We start from the raw sequence: 16,717 nt of genomic DNA, 5'->3' as shown, positions 1-16,717 counted from the left end.
AAAATGCTTAAAGAAGTCATTGCGACCCGCTATGTCACGCCTCTCCGGGAGGGTGGGTCGCTGCCCGGGATCGTCGAGGCGGACGACCTGGGCACGTACGTCATGAAGTTCACCGGCGCGGGACAGGGCCGCAAGACCCTCGTCGCCGAGGTCATCTGCGGTCAGCTGGGCCGCAGGCTCGGCCTGCGCGTCCCCGAACTGGTGCAGATGCAGCTCGATCCCGTCATCGGGCTCTCCGAGCCGGACCAGGAGGTCCAGGAACTGCTGAAGGCGAGCGGCGGACTGAACCTCGGAATGGACTACCTGCCCGGATCGCTCGGCTTCGACCCGCTCGCCTACCAGGTGGGCCCGCGGGAAGCCGGGCGGATCGTCTGGTTCGACGCTGTGATCAACAACGTCGACCGTTCCTGGCGCAATCCGAACATGCTGGTCTGGCACGGTGATCTCTGGCTCATCGACCACGGTGCCACCATGATCTGGCACCACAACTGGCCGTCCGCGAAGAACTACGGTTCCAAGGCGTACGACGCGTCCGACCACGTCCTGGCGTCCTTCGCTCCCGATGTCGCCACCGCAGCCGCCGACCTCGCGCCCCTGGTCACCGAGGAACTCCTCACCGAGGTCGCAGCCGACGTCCCCGACGCCTGGCTGGCCGACGAGGCCGGGTTCGACACCACCGACGCGCTGCGCCGGGCCTATGTGGAGGTACTGCTGGAGCGGGCCGCGACCGTCCACACCCGGATCACCCTCGGGCCGCCGACCGCGACCGCACCGTCCCGCGCGCCCGGCTGGCTGAGCGAGCGCCTCGCCCCGCAGCCCCGGTCGGCGCGGCAGGAGGGCGACGCCCGATGAGCGAACGTGATGTCTTCGAGTACGCACTGGTGCGGGTCATGCCGCGGGTCGACCGCGGTGAGGTGTTCAACGCGGGAGTGCTCGTCTACTGCCGTGCCAAGTCCTACGTGGCGGCCCGAACACACCTGGACGAGGCGAAACTGAGGATGCTCGACCCGCGGGCGGACGTCGTCGGAGTCCGGGCGGCGCTGCGCGCGGTCGAGGGTGTCTGTGACGGCGGGGACGCCGCAGGGCAGGCGGCGCCGGACGATGCGGGACGGCGTTTCCGCTGGCTGATCGCCCCGCGCTCGACGGTCGTACAGCCCGGCCCCGTACACACCGGGCTGACCGCGGATCCGGCTGCGGAGGTGGAGCGGCTCCTCGACCTGCTGGTGCGCTGAGAGGGTGGCACCCGGTGTGACGTTCACCGGTGATCCCGTGTGCCGTTGACACCGGGTGCCAGGCCTTCTAGCGTCTCGTGCGGTGAGGTACTAAGCGGTTGCTCAGCGATCGAGGACCGCGATCCGAGGGCGAGGAGAGCCACCATGTCCACCACCGAGCAGCGTGTTGCCATCGTGACCGGGGCGGCGCGCGGCATTGGCGCGGCCACCGCCGTACGTCTGGCGGCCGAGGGCCGCGCCGTCGCCGTACTCGACCTCGACGAGGCGGCCTGCAAGGACACCGTCGAGAAGATCACCTCCGCCGGCGGCAAGGTCATCGCCGTGAGCTGCGACGTCTCCGACAGCGCGCAGGTCGAGACCGCGGTGGCGCGGGTCGTCGCCGAACTCGGCGCCCCGACGATCCTCGTCAACAACGCCGGTGTACTGCGCGACAACCTGCTCTTCAAGATGAGCGAGTCCGACTGGGACCTGGTCATGAACGTGCACCTCAAGGGTGCCTTCCTGATGGCCAAGGCGGTCCAGAAGCACATGGTGGACGCCAAGTTCGGCCGGATCGTCAGCCTGTCCTCCAGCTCCGCGCTGGGCAACCGCGGCCAGGCCAACTACTCCGCGGTCAAGGCCGGTCTCCAGGGCTTCACCAAGACGCTCGCCAAGGAGCTCGGCAAGTTCGGCGTCACCGCCAACGCCGTGGCGCCGGGCTTCATCGTCACCGAGATGACCGCACAGACCGCCGCGCGGGTCGGCATGGGCTTCGAGGAGTTCCAGGCAGCCGCGGCCACCCAGATCCCGGTTCAGCGCGTCGGCCGGCCCGAGGACATCGCCAACGCCATCGCCTTCTTCACGGGTGACGACGCGGGCTTCGTCTCCGGCCAGGTCATGTACGTCGCCGGCGGACCGCTCAACTGAACAGGGAATCAACAGACATGACTGCACAGGACAGCGGGAAGGTCGCGCTGGTCACCGGCGCGAGCCGCGGGATCGGATACGGAATCGCCGAGGCGTTCGTCGCGCGCGGCGACCGTGTCTGCATCACCGGACGCAACGAGGACGCGCTCAACGCGGCGGTGGAGAAGCTCGGCGCCGACCGGGTGATCGGCGTCCCCGGCAAGGCGCACGACGAGGCACACCAGGCGGTGGCCGTCGAGCGCGTGATGGCGGCGTTCGGGCGGGTCGACTTCCTGGTCAACAACGCCGGTACGAACCCGGTGTTCGGCCCGATGGCCGAGCTCGACCTGAACGTCGCCCGCAAGGTGTACGAGACCAACGTCATCTCGGCGCTGGGCTTCGCACAGCAGACCTGGAAGGCCTGGCAGAAGGAGAACGGCGGCGCGATCGTGAACATCGCGTCGGTCGCCGGTGTCTCCGCGTCGCCGTTCATCGGCGCGTACGGCATGAGCAAGGCGGCCATGGTCAATCTGACCCTCCAGCTGGCCCACGAGTTCGCTCCGACGGTACGGGTCAATGCCATCGCACCCGCCGTGGTGAAGACCAAATTCGCCGAGGCGCTGTACGAGGGCCGCGAGGCGGAGGCGGCTGCCGCCTATCCGATGGGCAGGCTGGGGGTGCCCGCGGACATCGGGGGCGCCGCCGCGTTCCTGACGTCCGACCAGGCGGGCTGGGTCACCGGCCAGACGCTGGTCGTCGACGGCGGCATCTTCCTGAACGCGGGCGTCGGCTGAGCCACCCGCTGTCCAGTGACGACGGCAACTGGCAACGGCCCACTCACAACGACCCACTGACAGCGGCCCCGGGCAACCGCCCGGGGCCGCTGTCAGTGGTCACCGGTAGGTTCTGTGACGAGAACGGATCGCACACCGGAGGTTGTTGAAGTGACCGGAACCGACATGCTGCCCGAGTCCTGGAGCGGCGTCCTCGGCGATGAGCTGCAGAAGCCCTATTTCAAGGAGCTCACCGAATTCGTCGAGGAGGAGCGGGCAAAGGGGCCGGTCTACCCGCCGCGCGAGGAAGTCTTCGCGGCCCTGGACGCCACACCGTACGACCGGGTGAAGGTCCTCGTTCTCGGGCAGGACCCGTACCACGGCGAGGGCCAGGGCCACGGCCTCTGCTTCTCCGTGCGTCCCGGCGTCCGGACCCCGCCCTCCCTGCGGAACATCTACAAGGAGATGAAGGAGGAGCTCGGCCACCCGGTCCCGGACAACGGCTATCTGATGCCGTGGGCCGAACAGGGCGTGCTGCTGCTCAACGCGGTGCTCACGGTGCGCGCCTCGGAGGCCAACTCGCACAAGGGCAAGGGCTGGGAGAAGTTCACCGATGCGGTGATCCGCGCGGTGGCCGCACGTCCGGACCCCGCGGTCTTCGTCCTCTGGGGAAACTACGCACAGAAGAAGCTGCCGCTGATCGACGAGGAGCGGCACGTGGTGGTGAAGGGCGCACACCCCTCACCGCTCTCCGCGAAGAAGTTCTTCGGTTCGAGGCCGTTCACCCAGATCAACGAGGCTGTCGCCGCACAGGGACACCAGCCCATCGACTGGCGCATCCCCGACCTGGGCTGACCGGGATCGCCGGTGGCTGCGGCGAGGCGCCGTGCCGGGCGTCCCGGGCCCGGCAAAGATCAACCGGACAGGTCCGGACGCCTCGGCGCAGGGGGCGAACCGGACACGAGGGCTACGGGAGGCAGCGGTGACGGAGTCGCAGCAGGAGACGTCGGGGGACGCCGTCATGTCCAGGATCGGCCAGGTGATCATGCTGCTCCACGGTGGTGACCGGGAGGAGGCCCGTAACCGGTTCGCCGGCCTGTGGACGGAGATCGGCGAGTCCGGGGACGCACTGCACCGCTGCACTCTCGCGCACTACATGGCGGACACCCAGGACGACCCGGAGGACGAACTGTTCTGGGACCTGCGGGCGCTGGCCGCGGCCGACGCTCTGGACGACGAACGGGTCGGCCGCCACGACTCCGCTGTCGCCGTCCGTGGTTTCTATCCCTCGCTGCACCTCAACATCGCGGCCGACTACCTGAAACTGGGCCGCAAGGAAGCGGCGCGCACCCACCTGCGCCGCGCGCGGTCCGCGACCGGGGCACTGGCCGACGACGGATACGGGAACGGTGTCCGCGCGGCGGTCGACCGGCTGGAATGGCGGCTGGGGGAGGAGTGAGCGGGCGGGTGTCGCTGCCTGCAGGGTCAATGTCCGTACGTCTGACGGCAGATGCGGGCCTGCGGGCTGTCGGACGGCCAGCCCCCGTAGCTCCGGCCGAGTGCGCAGACATCCACGGCGTGGCCGGGCGCGGGGGCCGCTCGCTTCGGTGGTGACTTCGGGGCCGGTCCGGCGGTGTGCCGGATCCGGGGCGGCGGCAGCGGTGCCGGAGCGCGCCCGGCCGGTGCCGGTGCGTACCGCTTGGCGGGAGGGCCGGACCGGTGGCTCGGCGACGGGGCCGGGGGCACGGACTCCAGCGTCTCGACAGCCGGGCCCTGCACGATCTGCGGGGTGACGTCCTGCCGCGTGTGGCGGGCGGCCGGCGGGGACGGCTGGGGCGCGGGCCCCGCAGGGACGGACACACAGCCGGAGACGGCCGAGACCGCCGCCCCCAGCAGGGCCATGGTGGTGATCCTCGTTCGGTGCACGCCCCAACTCTGCTTGCCCGGCCAGCGGTTCGGGCGAGCAGCGGGAAGTTTGGCCCACACGGGTGACGCCCGGGACTTGCCGGTGACGCCCGCTACTCGCCGGTGACGCCGTCGATCCGCTCACGGATGAGGTCGGCATGGCCGTTGTGGCGGGCGTACTCCTCGATCATGTGGGTGTAGATCCAGCGCAGGTTGAAATGCCCGCCCCTGCGGGACTCTCCCACCGAGAGCTCGTCCAGCGAGCGGCCCTTCGCGAGCTCCCGGGCGTATGCGATCTCGGCCTGCCAGGTGGTGAACGCCTCGTCCCAGGTGTCCGCCGCGGTGAGATGGAACTCCCCGTCCGGGTCCTCGTCGCTGAAGTAGAGCGGGGGCGTGTCCTCACCGGCCAGCACCTCGCGGAACCAGCCGCGTTCCACCTCGACCATATGCCGTACGAGGCCGAGCAGGGACAGCTCGGAGGGCGGCACCGCGGCTGTGCGCAGCTGCTCGTCGGTCAGCCCGGCGCACTTCATGGCCAGCGTCTCCCGGTGGTAGTCCAGCCAGCCTTCCAGCATGGGGCGTTCATCGGCGGTGATGGAGGGTTCCGTGCGTGCAGGGTTCGTCATGGAAGGCACCCTCACACGGGAACACCGGCGCCGCCAGGCATTATCGGAACAGCATCCCGCAGCGCCCCGGCGAGGACCTGCGGGAGTGGGCAGTTCCACCAGCTCCCCTATGCTGACCAGGCACAGCACCAGGAAGCGACAGCGGCAAAGCGTGAGGGAGACCCTGTGAAGGTCGGCTGTATCGGGCTCGGGGACATCGCACAGAAGGCCTATCTGCCGGTGCTGACCACCCGGCCGGGAATCGAACTGCATCTCCAGACCAGGACCCCGGCCACTCTCGACCGGGTCGCGGCGACGTTCCACATCCCCGCCGACCGCTGCCACACCGATCTGGACGCGCTGCTCGCCCAGGGGCTGGACGCGGCGTTCGTGCACGCGCCGACCGCCGTGCACCCGGAGATCGTGTCCCGGCTGCTGGAAGCGGGCGTGGCCACCTACGTCGACAAGCCGCTCGCCTACGAACTCGCCGCATCGCAGCAGCTGGTGCGCCTCGCGGACGACCGGCAGGTGAGCCTGGCCGTCGGCTTCAACCGCCGACTGGCGCCGGGGTACGCCGAGTGCGCCGAGCTTCCGCGCGATCTGATCCTGATGCAGAAGAACCGCGTCGGCCTCCCCGAGGACCCGCGCACGCTCGTCCTCGACGACTTCATCCATGTCGTCGACACCCTGCGCTTCCTGGCGCCCGGCCCGGTCGAGCACGTGGACGTACGGGCCCGGATCCGCGAAGGCCTGATGCACCATGTGGTGCTGCACCTCTCGGGCGACGGCTTCTCGGCGATCGGCACGATGAACCGGCTGAACGGCTCCACCGAGGAGATCCTCGAGGTCTCCGGCCGCGACACGAAGCGTCAGGTCGTCAATCTCGCCGATGTCGTGGACCACCAGGGGCAGCCGAGCCTGCGCCGCCGTGGCGACTGGGTTCCGGTGGCCCGCCAGCGTGGCATCGAGCAGTCCGTGCTGGGCTTCCTCGAAGCGGTGGCCGCGGGCAAGCTGCTCAGTGCCCAGGACGCCCTGCTGACCCACGAACTGTGTGAGCGTGTGGTGCTGCGGGCTCTGGAGCAGGCCGCCTGATCGAGCGCACGCCCTCGAACGCGCACAGCACGGCGAGGACGGCGAGCGCCCCGTGCACCGGCCAGTCGCCGAACCTGACGTACAGCGTGGTGCCGTGGGCCAGCGGGATGTCGTACACCTCCGACGCGCTGCGGTCGGTACCCAGCCAGGAGCCGACCCGGCGGCCGTCGGGCCCGTACACCGCGCTCACCCCGGTGAGCGTGGCGTGCACCATCGGCCGCCCGCTCTCGGCTGCCCGCAGCGCGGCCAGCGAAGCGTGCTGCTCGGGAGCCCAGCTGTGCTGGAAGGACGAGGTCGACGACTGGTCCACCAGCAGTTGGGTGCCGTCCCGGGTCAGCTGCCGGCTCATGTCGGGGAACGCCGACTCGAAGCAGATCAGCGGACCCAGCCGGAGCCCGTCGGGCAGCGTCATCACCACCTGGTGGGTGCCGCGCTCCCGGTCCTCGCCCGCGGCCCTGCCCACCGAGGTGGCCCAGCCGAGCAGCGAACGGGCCGGGATGTACTCGCCGAACGGGACCAGCCGCATCTTGTCGTAGCGGTCGCCGGTGGGTCCCGCCGGGCCGACAAGTACCGAACTCTTGTAGATGCCCGGAGTGCCGGACCGCTGGGCATCCACGTTGACCAGGATGTCCGCGCCGGTCTCCCGGGAGAGCTTCGCGACCCTGGAGGCCAGGTCCGGGCGCTCGGTGAGGTCGTGGACGACGCTGCTCTCGCCCCACACCACCAGGTCGGCGCCTCGGCCCGCGAGCTGACGGGTGAGGGTCTCACTGCGGGTGAACCGTGCGCCGACGCTCCCGGTAACCCCTGGCTGCACGACCGCGACCCGGGTCCGTCCGCTGTCCTGCGGGCGCGGCGCCCACACCCACACGGCCCCGGTGACGACCGCGCAGGCCACCACCCCGGCCGCCGCGGTGCTCCGCGCGGACTCCGCCACGAGCAGCCCCACCGCTCCGGTGTTGACCGCCACGACCAGCAGGCTCACCAGCCAGACACCGCCCACCGACGCCAGCCGCAGGGCCGGTGCCACCTGCCACTGGCTGGAGCCGAGCAGTCCCCAGGGGCCGCCCAGCCCCTGCCAGGATCTGACCAGCTCGACCATCAGCCAGCCCGAGGGGACGACGACCAGGGACGCCGCGACACGCGAGGCGCTCGCCGTCACGCCGAGCATCCAGCGGACCAGCCATCCCCAGGGCGCCCACAACAACCCCAGCAGCGCGGCCAGCACCACGATGAACACGTTCAGGCTCGGAATCAGCCAGTGGTGCACGGAGATCATGAAGCCGGTGCCGCCGAGCCAGCCGTCCAGTGCCGCCCGCCGCGCGGTGGGCGCCGCGCGCACCAGCAGCATCCAGGGCACCAGCGCCACATACGCGAACCACCACAGGGACGGCGCCGGAAAAGCGAGCGCGGGCAGCGCCCCGGCCAGCAGCGCGGCGGCCCCACGCCACCACGGCGACAGAAGGAGCTGTCGCAGCCGCCCGAGCGGAATCCGCATTCGCGCCTCCTCGTGCTCGCTCCCCGTACACGGTCCTTCCCACAGTGTGAGGGCGTGGGGTGATTTCGGACAGTGGGCCGGTCCGGGCCGGTCGTGTCAGGCGCCGCCCGCGACGGGTCCCCGGGCTCCTGGGGCGCTCCGCCACTTCTCCTGGACGAGGACCGTGCGCAGCCGCCAGCCCTCGTCCGTACGCACCAGGCTGAAGGTGTACCGGCCACCGGACATGAAGTTCGGCTCCGTCGAACCGCCGGCAGCACCGTCCTGCGGGGACCGCAGCCGCATCGGGTTCACGTAGTCGGCCTGCAGCTCCGCCCGGTCTCCCGGATAGCCGCCCAGGTCCTGGATGTGCAGCCGTCGGTTGACGATCAGATGCTGACGCACCGGGAACAGCCGCATCATCTCCGCGAGCCACTCGGCGACCTCGGTGACAGGCCCTTCCACTCCGCCGGCCGTGCGGTAGTCGGCCCTGCCGTCCGGGGCGAACAGGGCGCGGTAGTCCGCCCATGCCCCGTCGTCCACGGCCACCGCGTAGCCGGTGACGAGTTCGTCGATGTCGAGCCGGTCCATCACGGTGGCGAGTTCCACGCGCTGCGTCATCGGCTCAGTCTCCGGCAGCGGTTGCCCGGGGCCAAGGGGTGCGCCGAAACGATCATCAACTCCCCAATGTTCGCTGGCAGTTAGCCGCCATGTCGCTTATCCGCCAGCTCATTCGCCCCACGGCACGATGCTCTGCACCGAGACTCTTCGCAGCGCTCGGGACCACCCCCGTTTTCCCGGGCCGACGGAGAGAGGGGCACCATGACCAGAGCACTTGCGTGGCGAAGAGCAAGGTGGCTGTCCGCCGGACTCACGCTCGTACTGCTCCCGGCAGGTCAGGCACTCGCGGCGGGCGGGACGGGCAAGACCCCCGCCTCGGCGCACGGAGCGTCGGTCACCGCACACGCGGCACACACCGTCACGCTGATCACCGGTGACAAGGTGACGGTCACCGACCTCGGCAGCGGCCACAGCACCGTGTCGGTGGAGCGTCCGAAGGGCGCCACCGGAGCGATCCGCACCCAGACGTCCGGCGGGCGGGTCAGCGTGCTGCCCGACGAGGCGCTGCCGTACCTCACGTCGGGAGCCCTGGACAAGCGGCTGTTCGACGTCACCGGGCTCATCGAGCAGGGGCTCGGCGGCCCGAAGGCCGACGGCCTGCCGCTGATCGTGACGTACGGCAAGGGCGCCCGCAGCGCCGCACCGCGCGGCGCCGAGACCGTCCGCGCCCTGCCGAGTGTGGGAGGCGCCGCCGTGAAGGCCTCCTCCTCCGGCACCTTCTGGAAGACGCTCACCGACTCCCGTACCCGGCAGGCCGGTTCGTTCGCGGACGGTGTCGCGAAGGTGTGGCTGGACGGCAAGGTCAAGGCCGACATGGCCGAGAGCAACGCCCAGATCGGCACCCCCGCGGCCTGGGAGGCCGGACTCACCGGCAAGGGCGTCAAGGTCGCCGTCCTCGATACCGGCATGGACGGCGAGCACCCCGACCTCAAGGGCCGGGTGAGCGAGAGCAAGTCGTTCATCGAGGGCGCGGAGGTCACCGACCGCCACGGCCACGGCACGCACACCCTGTCCACCGTCGGCGGCAGCGGCGCGGCCTCCGACGGCAAGGAGAAGGGTGTCGCCCCCGAGGCCGATCTCGCCGTCGGCAAGGTGCTCTCGGACCAGGGCGAAGGCTCCGATTCGCAGATCATCGCGGGCATGGAGTGGGCCGCCAAGGACATTCACGCCAAGGTCATCAGCATGAGCCTGGGCTCCCAGGAGGCCAGCGACGGCACCGACCCGATGGCGGAGGCGGTGAACACCCTCTCCAAGGACACCGGCGCGCTGTTCGTGATCGCCGCGGGAAACACCGGAACCCCCTCGTCCATAGGCTCGCCCGGCGCCGCCGACTCCGCGCTGACCATCGGTGCGGTGGACTCCGCCGACAAGGCCGCCTACTTCACCAGCCAGGGTCCCCGCCTCGGTGACAACGCGCTCAAGCCCGATCTCTCGGCGCCCGGCGTGGACATCCTCGCCGCCCGCTCGCAGTACTCCCCGGGGACCGGTTCGTACGTCAGGATGAGCGGCACGTCGATGGCGACCCCGCACGTCGCCGGAGTCGCCGCGCTGCTCGCCCAGAAGCACCCCGACTGGACCGGGCAGCAGCTCAAGGACGCCCTGATGTCGACGTCCAAGACGCTCCCCGACTCGGTGTACGCACTGGGCGCGGGTCGGGTCGACGTCCCCGCCGCCACGACCGCGAGCATCACCGCGACCGGCAGCGCCGACCTCGGCTTCTACTCCTGGCCGTACGAGGACAACAAGCCCGTCACCCGCACCCTCACCTACACCAACTCCTCCGACGCACCGGTGACGTTGACGCTCGCCGCGGACGGAGCGGCTGCCGGGGTCGCCAAGCTCGCCGACACGAGCCTGACCGTACCCGCGCACTCCACCGCGCAGACCACGGTCACCGGCGACGGCGCGAAGGCCCCCGTGGGCAACACCTCCGGGCAGATCACCGCGAGCGTCGGCGGCAAGACCGTCGCCCACACCGCGTTCGGTCTGGTCAAGGAGGAGGAGCGCCACAGCCTCACCGTCCACGTCAAGGACCGGGACGGCGCCCCGACCGCCGCGTACCTCGCCGTCCAGAAGCTCGCCGAGGGGGTAGACCCCGAATCCGCGAGGGTCGACGACTCCGGCACCGTCACCCTGCGGCTGACGCCCGGCACGTACGACCTGGAGTCCTTCCTCGACGTGCGCGGCGCCGGCGGCAAGGACTCCCTGGGGGTCGGCTACCTCGGCAGCCCCGAGATCGTGCTCGACCGCGACCGCGAGATCACCCTGGACGGGCGCAAGCTCCGCCAGGTCAAGGCAGAGGTGCCCCAGCGCACCCAGACCCGCCAGCTGGTGTTGGAGACCAACCGCAAGGCGAACGGGGCCGACTTCACCGAAGCGATCCAGGTGCCGATCAAGTACGACAGCATCTTCGCCGCGCCCACCGGGAAGGTCGGCACGGGCTCCTTCGAGTACCGCACCGTCTGGCGCCTCGGAAAGCCGCAGCTGGAAGCGGTCGCGGGCGGCAAGCGCCTCAGCGACACCGTGGTGCAGGTCGGTACGACCCTGGTCGAAGGCCGTCACAAGGTCGCCGTCGCGGACCTCGGAACGGGGACCGCAGCGGAGTACGAGGGCAAGAACGTCCGGGGCAAGGCCGTGCTCGTGCACGCCACCGCCGGTGTCACTCCCCAGCAACTCGTAGGCGCCGCGCAGAAGGCGGGCGCACAGTCGCTGTTCGTCACCGACGACGCACCGGGCCGCCTCAGCGCCTGGTTCGGCGCCGCGGACGGCACGACCGTCCCCTTCCAGGTGGCATCCGTCAACCAGGCCGACGGCGCTCTGCTGGCCGCCACCGCGCGGAAGAACGGCAAGGTCGAACTCACCGGCACCCGCTACACGCCGTACGTCTACGACCTCTCCGAAGGCCACTCCGGCGGGATCCCGGACAGGGACCTGACGTACCGGCCCGGCAAGCGCGACCTCGCCACGCTGAACACCACGTTCTACGCCCCGAAGGCCGTGGACGGCGGCGACTTCCGCTACTCGCTCACCGATACCTTCCCCATGGGGCTGGGTTTCCTGGAGAAGAACGCCTTCCCCGGGAAGCGCACCGACTACGTCAGCACGGGCAAGGGCCAGCTCTGGCACGAGTCGGTCACCGCGGGTCCGCTCTCGATCGAGGAGCGCAGCGGGCTGGTCACCTACAAGGGCGGTACCCGCTCGGCGCTCAACTGGTTCAAGCCGGTACTGCACCCCTGGCTCGGCACCGGACTCGGCTGGGGCCAGCAGCGCGCGGGCAACAACCTGCAGTTCAACACCCCCGGCTGGGGCGACTCCGGCCCCGACCACACCGGATTCGGCGACGTGTGGAACGACACCTCGTTGATCCAGACCACCGATGTGTACGCCAACGGGGTCCTGCTCGGCCACAAGATGGGCTCGGGCAACAACGTCTGGAACGTCGACCCGGCCGAGACCACCTACAAGGTGGTCACCGACCTCAGGCGCGACCCCGACACCTGGGTGCTCGCCACCGAGGGCCACGCCGAGTGGACCTTCCGGTCCGCCGAGACCGCGGCCGACCACTACACCTACCTGCCGCTGCTCAACCTGGGCTTCGACGTGGACACCGACATCGCCGGTAACGTCCGCGCCGGGCAGAAGCTCCCGATCGGGATCAGCGCCGAGTACGTCAAGGGAGCGGTCGGCACCGGGAAGATCAAGTCCGGGACGCTGGAGGTCTCCTACACCATGGGCAAGACCTGGCAGCCCGTCGCGCTGGACGGCGCGCACGGCACGACGGCGTCCTGGAAGGGCACGCTGTCCGTACCGAAGGACGCGGACTACGTCTCGCTCCGCGCCTCCGCCACCGATGACAAGGGCGGCTCCGTGAAGCAGGAGATCATCCGCGCGGTGGGGGTGAAGTAGGCGGGGGTGAAGTAGCCCACGGTTTCGGACCCGGGAGCCCGGTACGGCACCAGCCGTACCGGGCTCCCGCACGACCGAGAGAGGCCAACGTCACAGTGGTTCGGCCAACCGCCCCTTCGGCGCCCTGGCCTAGCATCTGACCATGACGGTCCTGCCCGACAACGGGCTCCCCCTGGCCGCCGAATTCCCGCGTGCGACCCATGAGCAGTGGCAGAGCCTTGTGGAAGGCGTGCTGCGCAAATCGGGTAAGGATGTCTCGGGTTCGGCGGCGGAAGCAGCGCTCTCCACCACGCTGGACGACGGGCTGGTCGTCCAGCCCCTGTACACGGCGGCGGACGGCGGCGGCGATCACGGATTCCCGGGCTTCGCCCCCTTCACCCGGGGCAGCGTGCCGGCCGGCGGCGCCACCGGTGGCTGGGACGTCAGACAGCGGCACAGCAGGCCCGACCCGGCGCGTACCAACGAGGCCGTGCTCGCGGACCTGGAGAACGGTGTCGCCTCGGTATGGCTCGCCGCCGGCGCGGCCGGTGTGCCGGTGTCCGGACTGGGCCGCGCCCTCGAAGGCGTCTATCTCGACCTCGCCGCGGTGGCCCTCGACGCGGGCGCCGAATTCCACGACGCGGCGACGGAGTTGCTCCGCCTCTACGAGGAGCGGGGAGTGGCCCCCGAGGCCGCGCTCGGCAGCCTCGGCGCGGACCCTCTGGGACTCGCCGCCCGCACCGGCCGGTACGACGCACTCGCCGGGCACACGGCGCAGGCCACCGAACTGGCGCAGCTGTGCCACCGTCACCACCCCGGCCTGCGGGCGCTCGTGGTGGACGCGCTGCCGTACCACGAGGCCGGTGCGTCGGCCGCCCAGGAGCTCGGCTGCTCGCTGGCCACCGGCGTGGCGTACCTGCGTGACCTGACCGGAGCGGGGCTGGACGTCGCCGCTGCCTGCGGCCAGCTGGAGTTCCGTTACGCGGCCACCGCCGATCAGTTCCTGACGATCGCGAAGCTGCGCGCGGCCCGCCGGCTCTGGGCGCGGGTCGCCGAGGCCGCCGGAGAGCCGGCCGCGGGGGCGCAGCGCCAGCACGCGGTGACCTCGTCGGTGATGATGGCGCGGCGCGACCCCTGGGTGAACATGCTGCGTACGACGATCGCCTGCCTGGCGGCCGGGACGGGCGGGGCGGACGCGGTGACCGTGCTGCCCTTCGACCACGCACTCGGACTGCCGGACGACTTCGCCCGCCGTATCGCACGCAACACCTCGACGATCCTGGTCGAGGAGTCCCATCTGGCACGGGTGATCGACCCGGCGGGCGGCTCCTGGTACGTGGAGCGGCTGACCGACGAACTGGCCCGGGCGGCCTGGGACTGGTTCCAGGAGATCGAACGCGCCGGAGGCCAGGAGGCAGCCCTGCGGTCCGGACTGATCGGGGAACGGCTGGCCACCACCTGGGAGCGGCGCAGCGCGAAACTCGCCGCGCGGCGTGAACCCGTCACCGGCGTCAGCGAGTTCCCGCAGCTCGCGGAGCGCACCGTCGTACGGGACGAGGCGCCTGCCGCCCCGCACGGCGGTCTGCCCAGGGTGCACCGCGACGACGCCTTCGAGGCGCTCCGCTCGCGTTCGGACGCCCATCTGGCCGCGACCGGCGCCCGGCCCCGGGTGTTCCTGGCGGCGCTGGGCCCGGCCGCCGCACACACCGCCCGCGTCACCTTCGCCGCCAACCTCTTCCAGGCGGGCGGGGTCGAACCCGTCCACGACCCGGTGACCGTGGACCCGGACACGGTGGCCGCGGCATTCGCCGCCTCCGGCGCGACCACGGCCTGCATCTGTTCCAGCGACGCGCTCTACGCCGAGCAGGCCGGGCCCACGGCGGGCGCGCTGAGAGCGGCGGGCGCACGCCGGGTCTTCCTGGCCGGACGCCCCGGGGAACACGAGGACGCCTGGCGGGAGTCGGGCGTCGACGAGTTCGTCTTCGCCGGAGGCGACGTGGTCACCGTCCTGACCTCCGTCCTCGACCGTATGGGAGTGGCGTAATGCAGATCCCGGACTTCTCACAGATCGAGCTGGGGCCCGGTACCCCCGACGGGACCGCCGACGAGCAGTGGCGGGCCGCCGTCAAGGAGAGCACCGGCCGCAGCGTCGACGAGCTGGTGTGGCAGACCCCCGAGGGCATCCCGGTCAAGCCGCTCTACACCGGCCAGGACACGGAGGGTCTCGACTTCCTCGACACACACCCCGGCATCGCCCCGTATCTCCGCGGGCCCTACCCGACGATGTACGTCAACCAGCCCTGGACGATCCGTCAGTACGCCGGATTCTCCACCGCCGAGGAGTCCAACGCCTTCTACCGGCGCAATCTCGCGGCCGGTCAGAAGGGGCTCTCGGTCGCCTTCGACCTGCCCACCCACCGTGGTTACGACAGCGACCACCCGCGGGTGACCGGTGACGTCGGCATGGCGGGCGTCGCGATCGACTCGATCTACGACATGCGGCAGCTCTTCGACGGCATCCCGCTGGACCGGATGACGGTGTCGATGACGATGAACGGCGCGGTGCTGCCCGTGCTGGCCCTGTACATCGTCGCGGCCGAGGAACAGGGTGTGCCGCCGGAGAAGCTCGCCGGGACCATCCAGAACGACATCCTCAAAGAGTTCATGGTCCGCAACACCTACATCTATCCGCCGAAGCCCTCCATGCGGATCATCTCCGACATCTTCGCGTACACCTCGCAGAAGATGCCCCGCTACAACTCCATCTCCATCTCCGGCTACCACATCCAGGAAGCGGGCGCGACGGCCGACCTGGAGCTGGCCTACACGCTGGCCGACGGTGTGGAGTACCTGCGGGCGGGCATCGCCGCCGGGCTCGATGTGGACGCCTTCGCCCCCCGGCTCTCCTTCTTCTGGGCGATCGGCATGAACTTCTTCATGGAGATCGCGAAGATGCGGGCGGCCCGGCTGCTCTGGGCCAGACTGGTCAAGCAGTTCGACCCGAAGAACGCCAAGTCCCTCTCGCTGCGCACCCATTCACAGACCTCCGGCTGGTCGCTCACCGCGCAGGACGTGTTCAACAACGTGACGCGCACCTGCGTCGAGGCGATGGCCGCCACCCAGGGCCACACCCAGTCGCTGCACACCAACGCCCTCGACGAGGCGCTGGCCCTGCCGACCGACTTCTCCGCCCGTATCGCCCGCAACACCCAGCTGCTGCTCCAGCAGGAGTCCGGGACCTGCCGGGTGATCGACCCGTGGGGCGGCAGCGCGTACGTCGAGAAGCTGACCCATGACCTCGCGGAGCGTGCCTGGCAGCACATCGAGGAGGTCGAGGCGGCCGGCGGCATGGCCCAGGCCATCGACGCCGGAATCCCCAAACTCCGGGTGGAGGAGGCCGCCGCCCGCACCCAGGCCCGGATCGACTCGGGCCGTCAGCCGGTCATCGGCGTCAATAAGTACCGGGTGGAGACCGACGAGGAGATCGACGTACTCAAGGTCGACAACTCCTCGGTGCGCACCCAGCAGATCGCCAAGCTGAACCGGCTGCGCGAGGAGCGCGACGAGGCGGCCTGCCAGGAGGCGCTGCGCGCGCTGACCACGGCGGCCGGACGGGATCCGGGCCCCGGCCTGGAGGGCAACCTGCTGGCTCTCGCGGTCGACGCGGCGCGGGCCATGGCCACCGTCGGCGAGATCTCCGACGCCCTGGAGAAGGTCTACGGGCGGCACGCCGGGCAGATCCGTACCATCTCCGGGGTGTACCGGACCGAGGCAGGGGAGTCGCCTTCCGTGGAGCGCACCCGCTCGCTGGTGGAGTCCTTCGAGGAGGCGGAGGGGCGCCGTCCGCGCATCCTCGTCGCCAAGATGGGCCAGGACGGCCACGACCGGGGCCAGAAGGTGATCGCCACCGCCTTCGCCGACCTGGGCTTCGACGTCGACGTGGGCCCGCTGTTCCAGACCCCGGCGGAAGTGGCGAGGCAGGCGGTCGAGGCGGATGTGCACATCGTCGGGGTCTCCTCGCTGGCCGCGGGGCATCTGACGCTGGTGCCCGCGCTGCGTGAGCAGCTGGCGGCCGAGGGACGTGAGGACATCATGATCGTGGTCGGCGGGGTCATCCCGCCGCAGGACGTCCCGACCCTGCACGAAGCCGGGGCCGCCGCGGTCTTCCCGCCGGGGACGGTCATCCCGGACGCCGCGTACGACCTGGTGGTCCGGCTCGCGTCCGCGCTCGGCCACGAGCTCTGAGCC

At 70.7% G+C, this 16,717-nt stretch carries 14 protein-coding genes; 10 read left to right on the top strand and 4 right to left on the bottom strand.

Features of this window, described 5'->3' with window-relative positions; all coding sequences use genetic code 11:
* Positions 1–3 precede the first annotated feature (3 nt).
* The 6 genes from OG709_RS04440 (at position 4) to OG709_RS04415 (ending at position 4,349) form a co-directional block, all read left to right on the top strand.
* Positions 4–852 (top strand): HipA family kinase, encoded by an 849-nt coding sequence (locus OG709_RS04440; protein ID WP_250300796.1) that lies wholly within the window; start codon positions 4–6, stop codon positions 850–852.
* Positions 849–1,232: a DUF3037 domain-containing protein gene (locus OG709_RS04435; RefSeq protein WP_250300794.1), complete on the top strand. Its 384-nt coding sequence runs from the start codon at positions 849–851 to the stop codon at positions 1,230–1,232. Before OG709_RS04440 ends, OG709_RS04435 begins: the two co-directional genes overlap by 4 nt.
* A gap of 144 nt (positions 1,233–1,376) precedes the next feature.
* The gene (fabG, locus tag OG709_RS04430; RefSeq protein ID WP_329164892.1) at positions 1,377–2,138 is read left to right on the top strand and encodes a 3-oxoacyl-ACP reductase FabG; all 762 of its coding nucleotides are present in this window, start codon (positions 1,377–1,379) and stop codon (positions 2,136–2,138) included.
* A gap of 17 nt (positions 2,139–2,155) precedes the next feature.
* Positions 2,156–2,911: an SDR family oxidoreductase gene (locus OG709_RS04425; RefSeq protein WP_250300791.1), complete on the top strand. Its 756-nt coding sequence runs from the start codon at positions 2,156–2,158 to the stop codon at positions 2,909–2,911.
* Positions 2,912–3,061: 150 nt separating this feature from the next.
* Positions 3,062–3,745, top strand: a complete 684-nt coding sequence (locus tag OG709_RS04420) for a uracil-DNA glycosylase (protein WP_250300790.1) — start codon at positions 3,062–3,064, stop codon at positions 3,743–3,745.
* Between the two features lie 166 nt (positions 3,746–3,911).
* Positions 3,912–4,349: a hypothetical protein gene (locus OG709_RS04415; protein WP_250300872.1), complete on the top strand. Its 438-nt coding sequence runs from the start codon at positions 3,912–3,914 to the stop codon at positions 4,347–4,349.
* Positions 4,350–4,375: 26 nt separating this feature from the next.
* Here the strand turns inward: OG709_RS04415 and OG709_RS04410 are convergent, their stop codons facing one another.
* Together OG709_RS04410 and OG709_RS04405 are read right to left on the bottom strand one after the other, a co-directional pair.
* The gene (locus OG709_RS04410) at positions 4,376–4,816 is read right to left on the bottom strand and encodes a hypothetical protein (protein ID WP_250300788.1); all 441 of its coding nucleotides are present in this window, start codon (positions 4,814–4,816) and stop codon (positions 4,376–4,378) included.
* A 92-nt stretch (positions 4,817–4,908) separates the two neighbouring features.
* A complete protein-coding gene (locus OG709_RS04405; RefSeq protein WP_250300786.1) occupies positions 4,909–5,421 on the bottom strand; it encodes a DinB family protein in 513 nt (170 codons plus the stop codon).
* A gap of 165 nt (positions 5,422–5,586) precedes the next feature.
* On the opposite strand from OG709_RS04405, the gene OG709_RS04400 reads away from it, so the two are divergent.
* Positions 5,587–6,492, top strand: a complete 906-nt coding sequence (locus OG709_RS04400; RefSeq protein ID WP_250300785.1) for a Gfo/Idh/MocA family protein — start codon at positions 5,587–5,589, stop codon at positions 6,490–6,492.
* Here OG709_RS04400 and lnt read toward each other — a convergent pair.
* Positions 6,416–7,987 (bottom strand): apolipoprotein N-acyltransferase, encoded by a 1,572-nt coding sequence (gene lnt / locus OG709_RS04395; RefSeq protein ID WP_329164889.1) that lies wholly within the window; start codon positions 7,985–7,987, stop codon positions 6,416–6,418. The two genes, OG709_RS04400 and lnt, sit on opposite strands and share 77 nt — an antisense overlap.
* Positions 7,988–8,083: 96 nt before the next feature.
* Positions 8,084–8,584 carry a nuclear transport factor 2 family protein gene (locus OG709_RS04390; protein ID WP_250300782.1) on the bottom strand — a complete coding sequence of 167 codons (501 nt, stop codon included), beginning with the start codon at positions 8,582–8,584 and terminating at the stop codon, positions 8,084–8,086.
* 201 nt (positions 8,585–8,785) lie between these two features.
* On the opposite strand from OG709_RS04390, the gene OG709_RS04385 reads away from it, so the two are divergent.
* The 3 genes from OG709_RS04385 (at position 8,786) to scpA (ending at position 16,714) form a co-directional block, all read left to right on the top strand.
* Positions 8,786–12,490, top strand: a complete 3,705-nt coding sequence (locus tag OG709_RS04385) for a S8 family serine peptidase (protein ID WP_329164886.1) — start codon at positions 8,786–8,788, stop codon at positions 12,488–12,490.
* A 142-nt stretch (positions 12,491–12,632) separates the two neighbouring features.
* Positions 12,633–14,513, top strand: coding sequence for a methylmalonyl-CoA mutase subunit beta (locus OG709_RS04380; RefSeq protein ID WP_266644146.1), 1,881 nt, complete (start codon positions 12,633–12,635; stop codon positions 14,511–14,513).
* Positions 14,513–16,714 carry a methylmalonyl-CoA mutase gene (gene scpA / locus OG709_RS04375; RefSeq protein WP_250300777.1) on the top strand — a complete coding sequence of 734 codons (2,202 nt, stop codon included), beginning with the start codon at positions 14,513–14,515 and terminating at the stop codon, positions 16,712–16,714. The genes OG709_RS04380 and scpA overlap by 1 nt, the downstream gene beginning before the upstream one ends.
* The last annotated feature ends 3 nt before the right edge of the window (positions 16,715–16,717 follow it).

The organism is Streptomyces sp. NBC_01267 (assembly GCF_036241575.1).
Classification (GTDB): domain Bacteria; phylum Actinomycetota; class Actinomycetes; order Streptomycetales; family Streptomycetaceae; genus Streptomyces.
This window is presented reverse-complemented; position numbering and strand designations above follow the sequence as displayed.

Excerpts from the sequence above, each read along its gene's own strand:
- OG709_RS04440 (WP_250300796.1), top strand. The coding sequence starts at position 4 with ATGCTTAAAGAAGTCATTGCGACCCGCTATGTCACGCCTCTCCGGGAG.
- OG709_RS04380 (WP_266644146.1), top strand. The coding sequence starts at position 12,633 with ATGACGGTCCTGCCCGACAACGGGCTCCCCCTGGCCGCCGAATTCCCG.
- scpA (WP_250300777.1), top strand. The coding sequence starts at position 14,513 with ATGCAGATCCCGGACTTCTCACAGATCGAGCTGGGGCCCGGTACCCCC.
- fabG (WP_329164892.1), top strand. The coding sequence starts at position 1,377 with ATGTCCACCACCGAGCAGCGTGTTGCCATCGTGACCGGGGCGGCGCGC.
- OG709_RS04425 (WP_250300791.1), top strand. The coding sequence starts at position 2,156 with ATGACTGCACAGGACAGCGGGAAGGTCGCGCTGGTCACCGGCGCGAGC.
- lnt (WP_329164889.1), bottom strand. The coding sequence starts at position 7,987 with ATGCGGATTCCGCTCGGGCGGCTGCGACAGCTCCTTCTGTCGCCGTGG.
- OG709_RS04390 (WP_250300782.1), bottom strand. The coding sequence starts at position 8,584 with ATGACGCAGCGCGTGGAACTCGCCACCGTGATGGACCGGCTCGACATC.
- OG709_RS04435 (WP_250300794.1), top strand. The coding sequence starts at position 849 with ATGAGCGAACGTGATGTCTTCGAGTACGCACTGGTGCGGGTCATGCCG.
- OG709_RS04405 (WP_250300786.1), bottom strand. The coding sequence starts at position 5,421 with ATGACGAACCCTGCACGCACGGAACCCTCCATCACCGCCGATGAACGC.
- OG709_RS04385 (WP_329164886.1), top strand. The coding sequence starts at position 8,786 with ATGACCAGAGCACTTGCGTGGCGAAGAGCAAGGTGGCTGTCCGCCGGA.
- OG709_RS04415 (WP_250300872.1), top strand. The coding sequence starts at position 3,912 with ATGTCCAGGATCGGCCAGGTGATCATGCTGCTCCACGGTGGTGACCGG.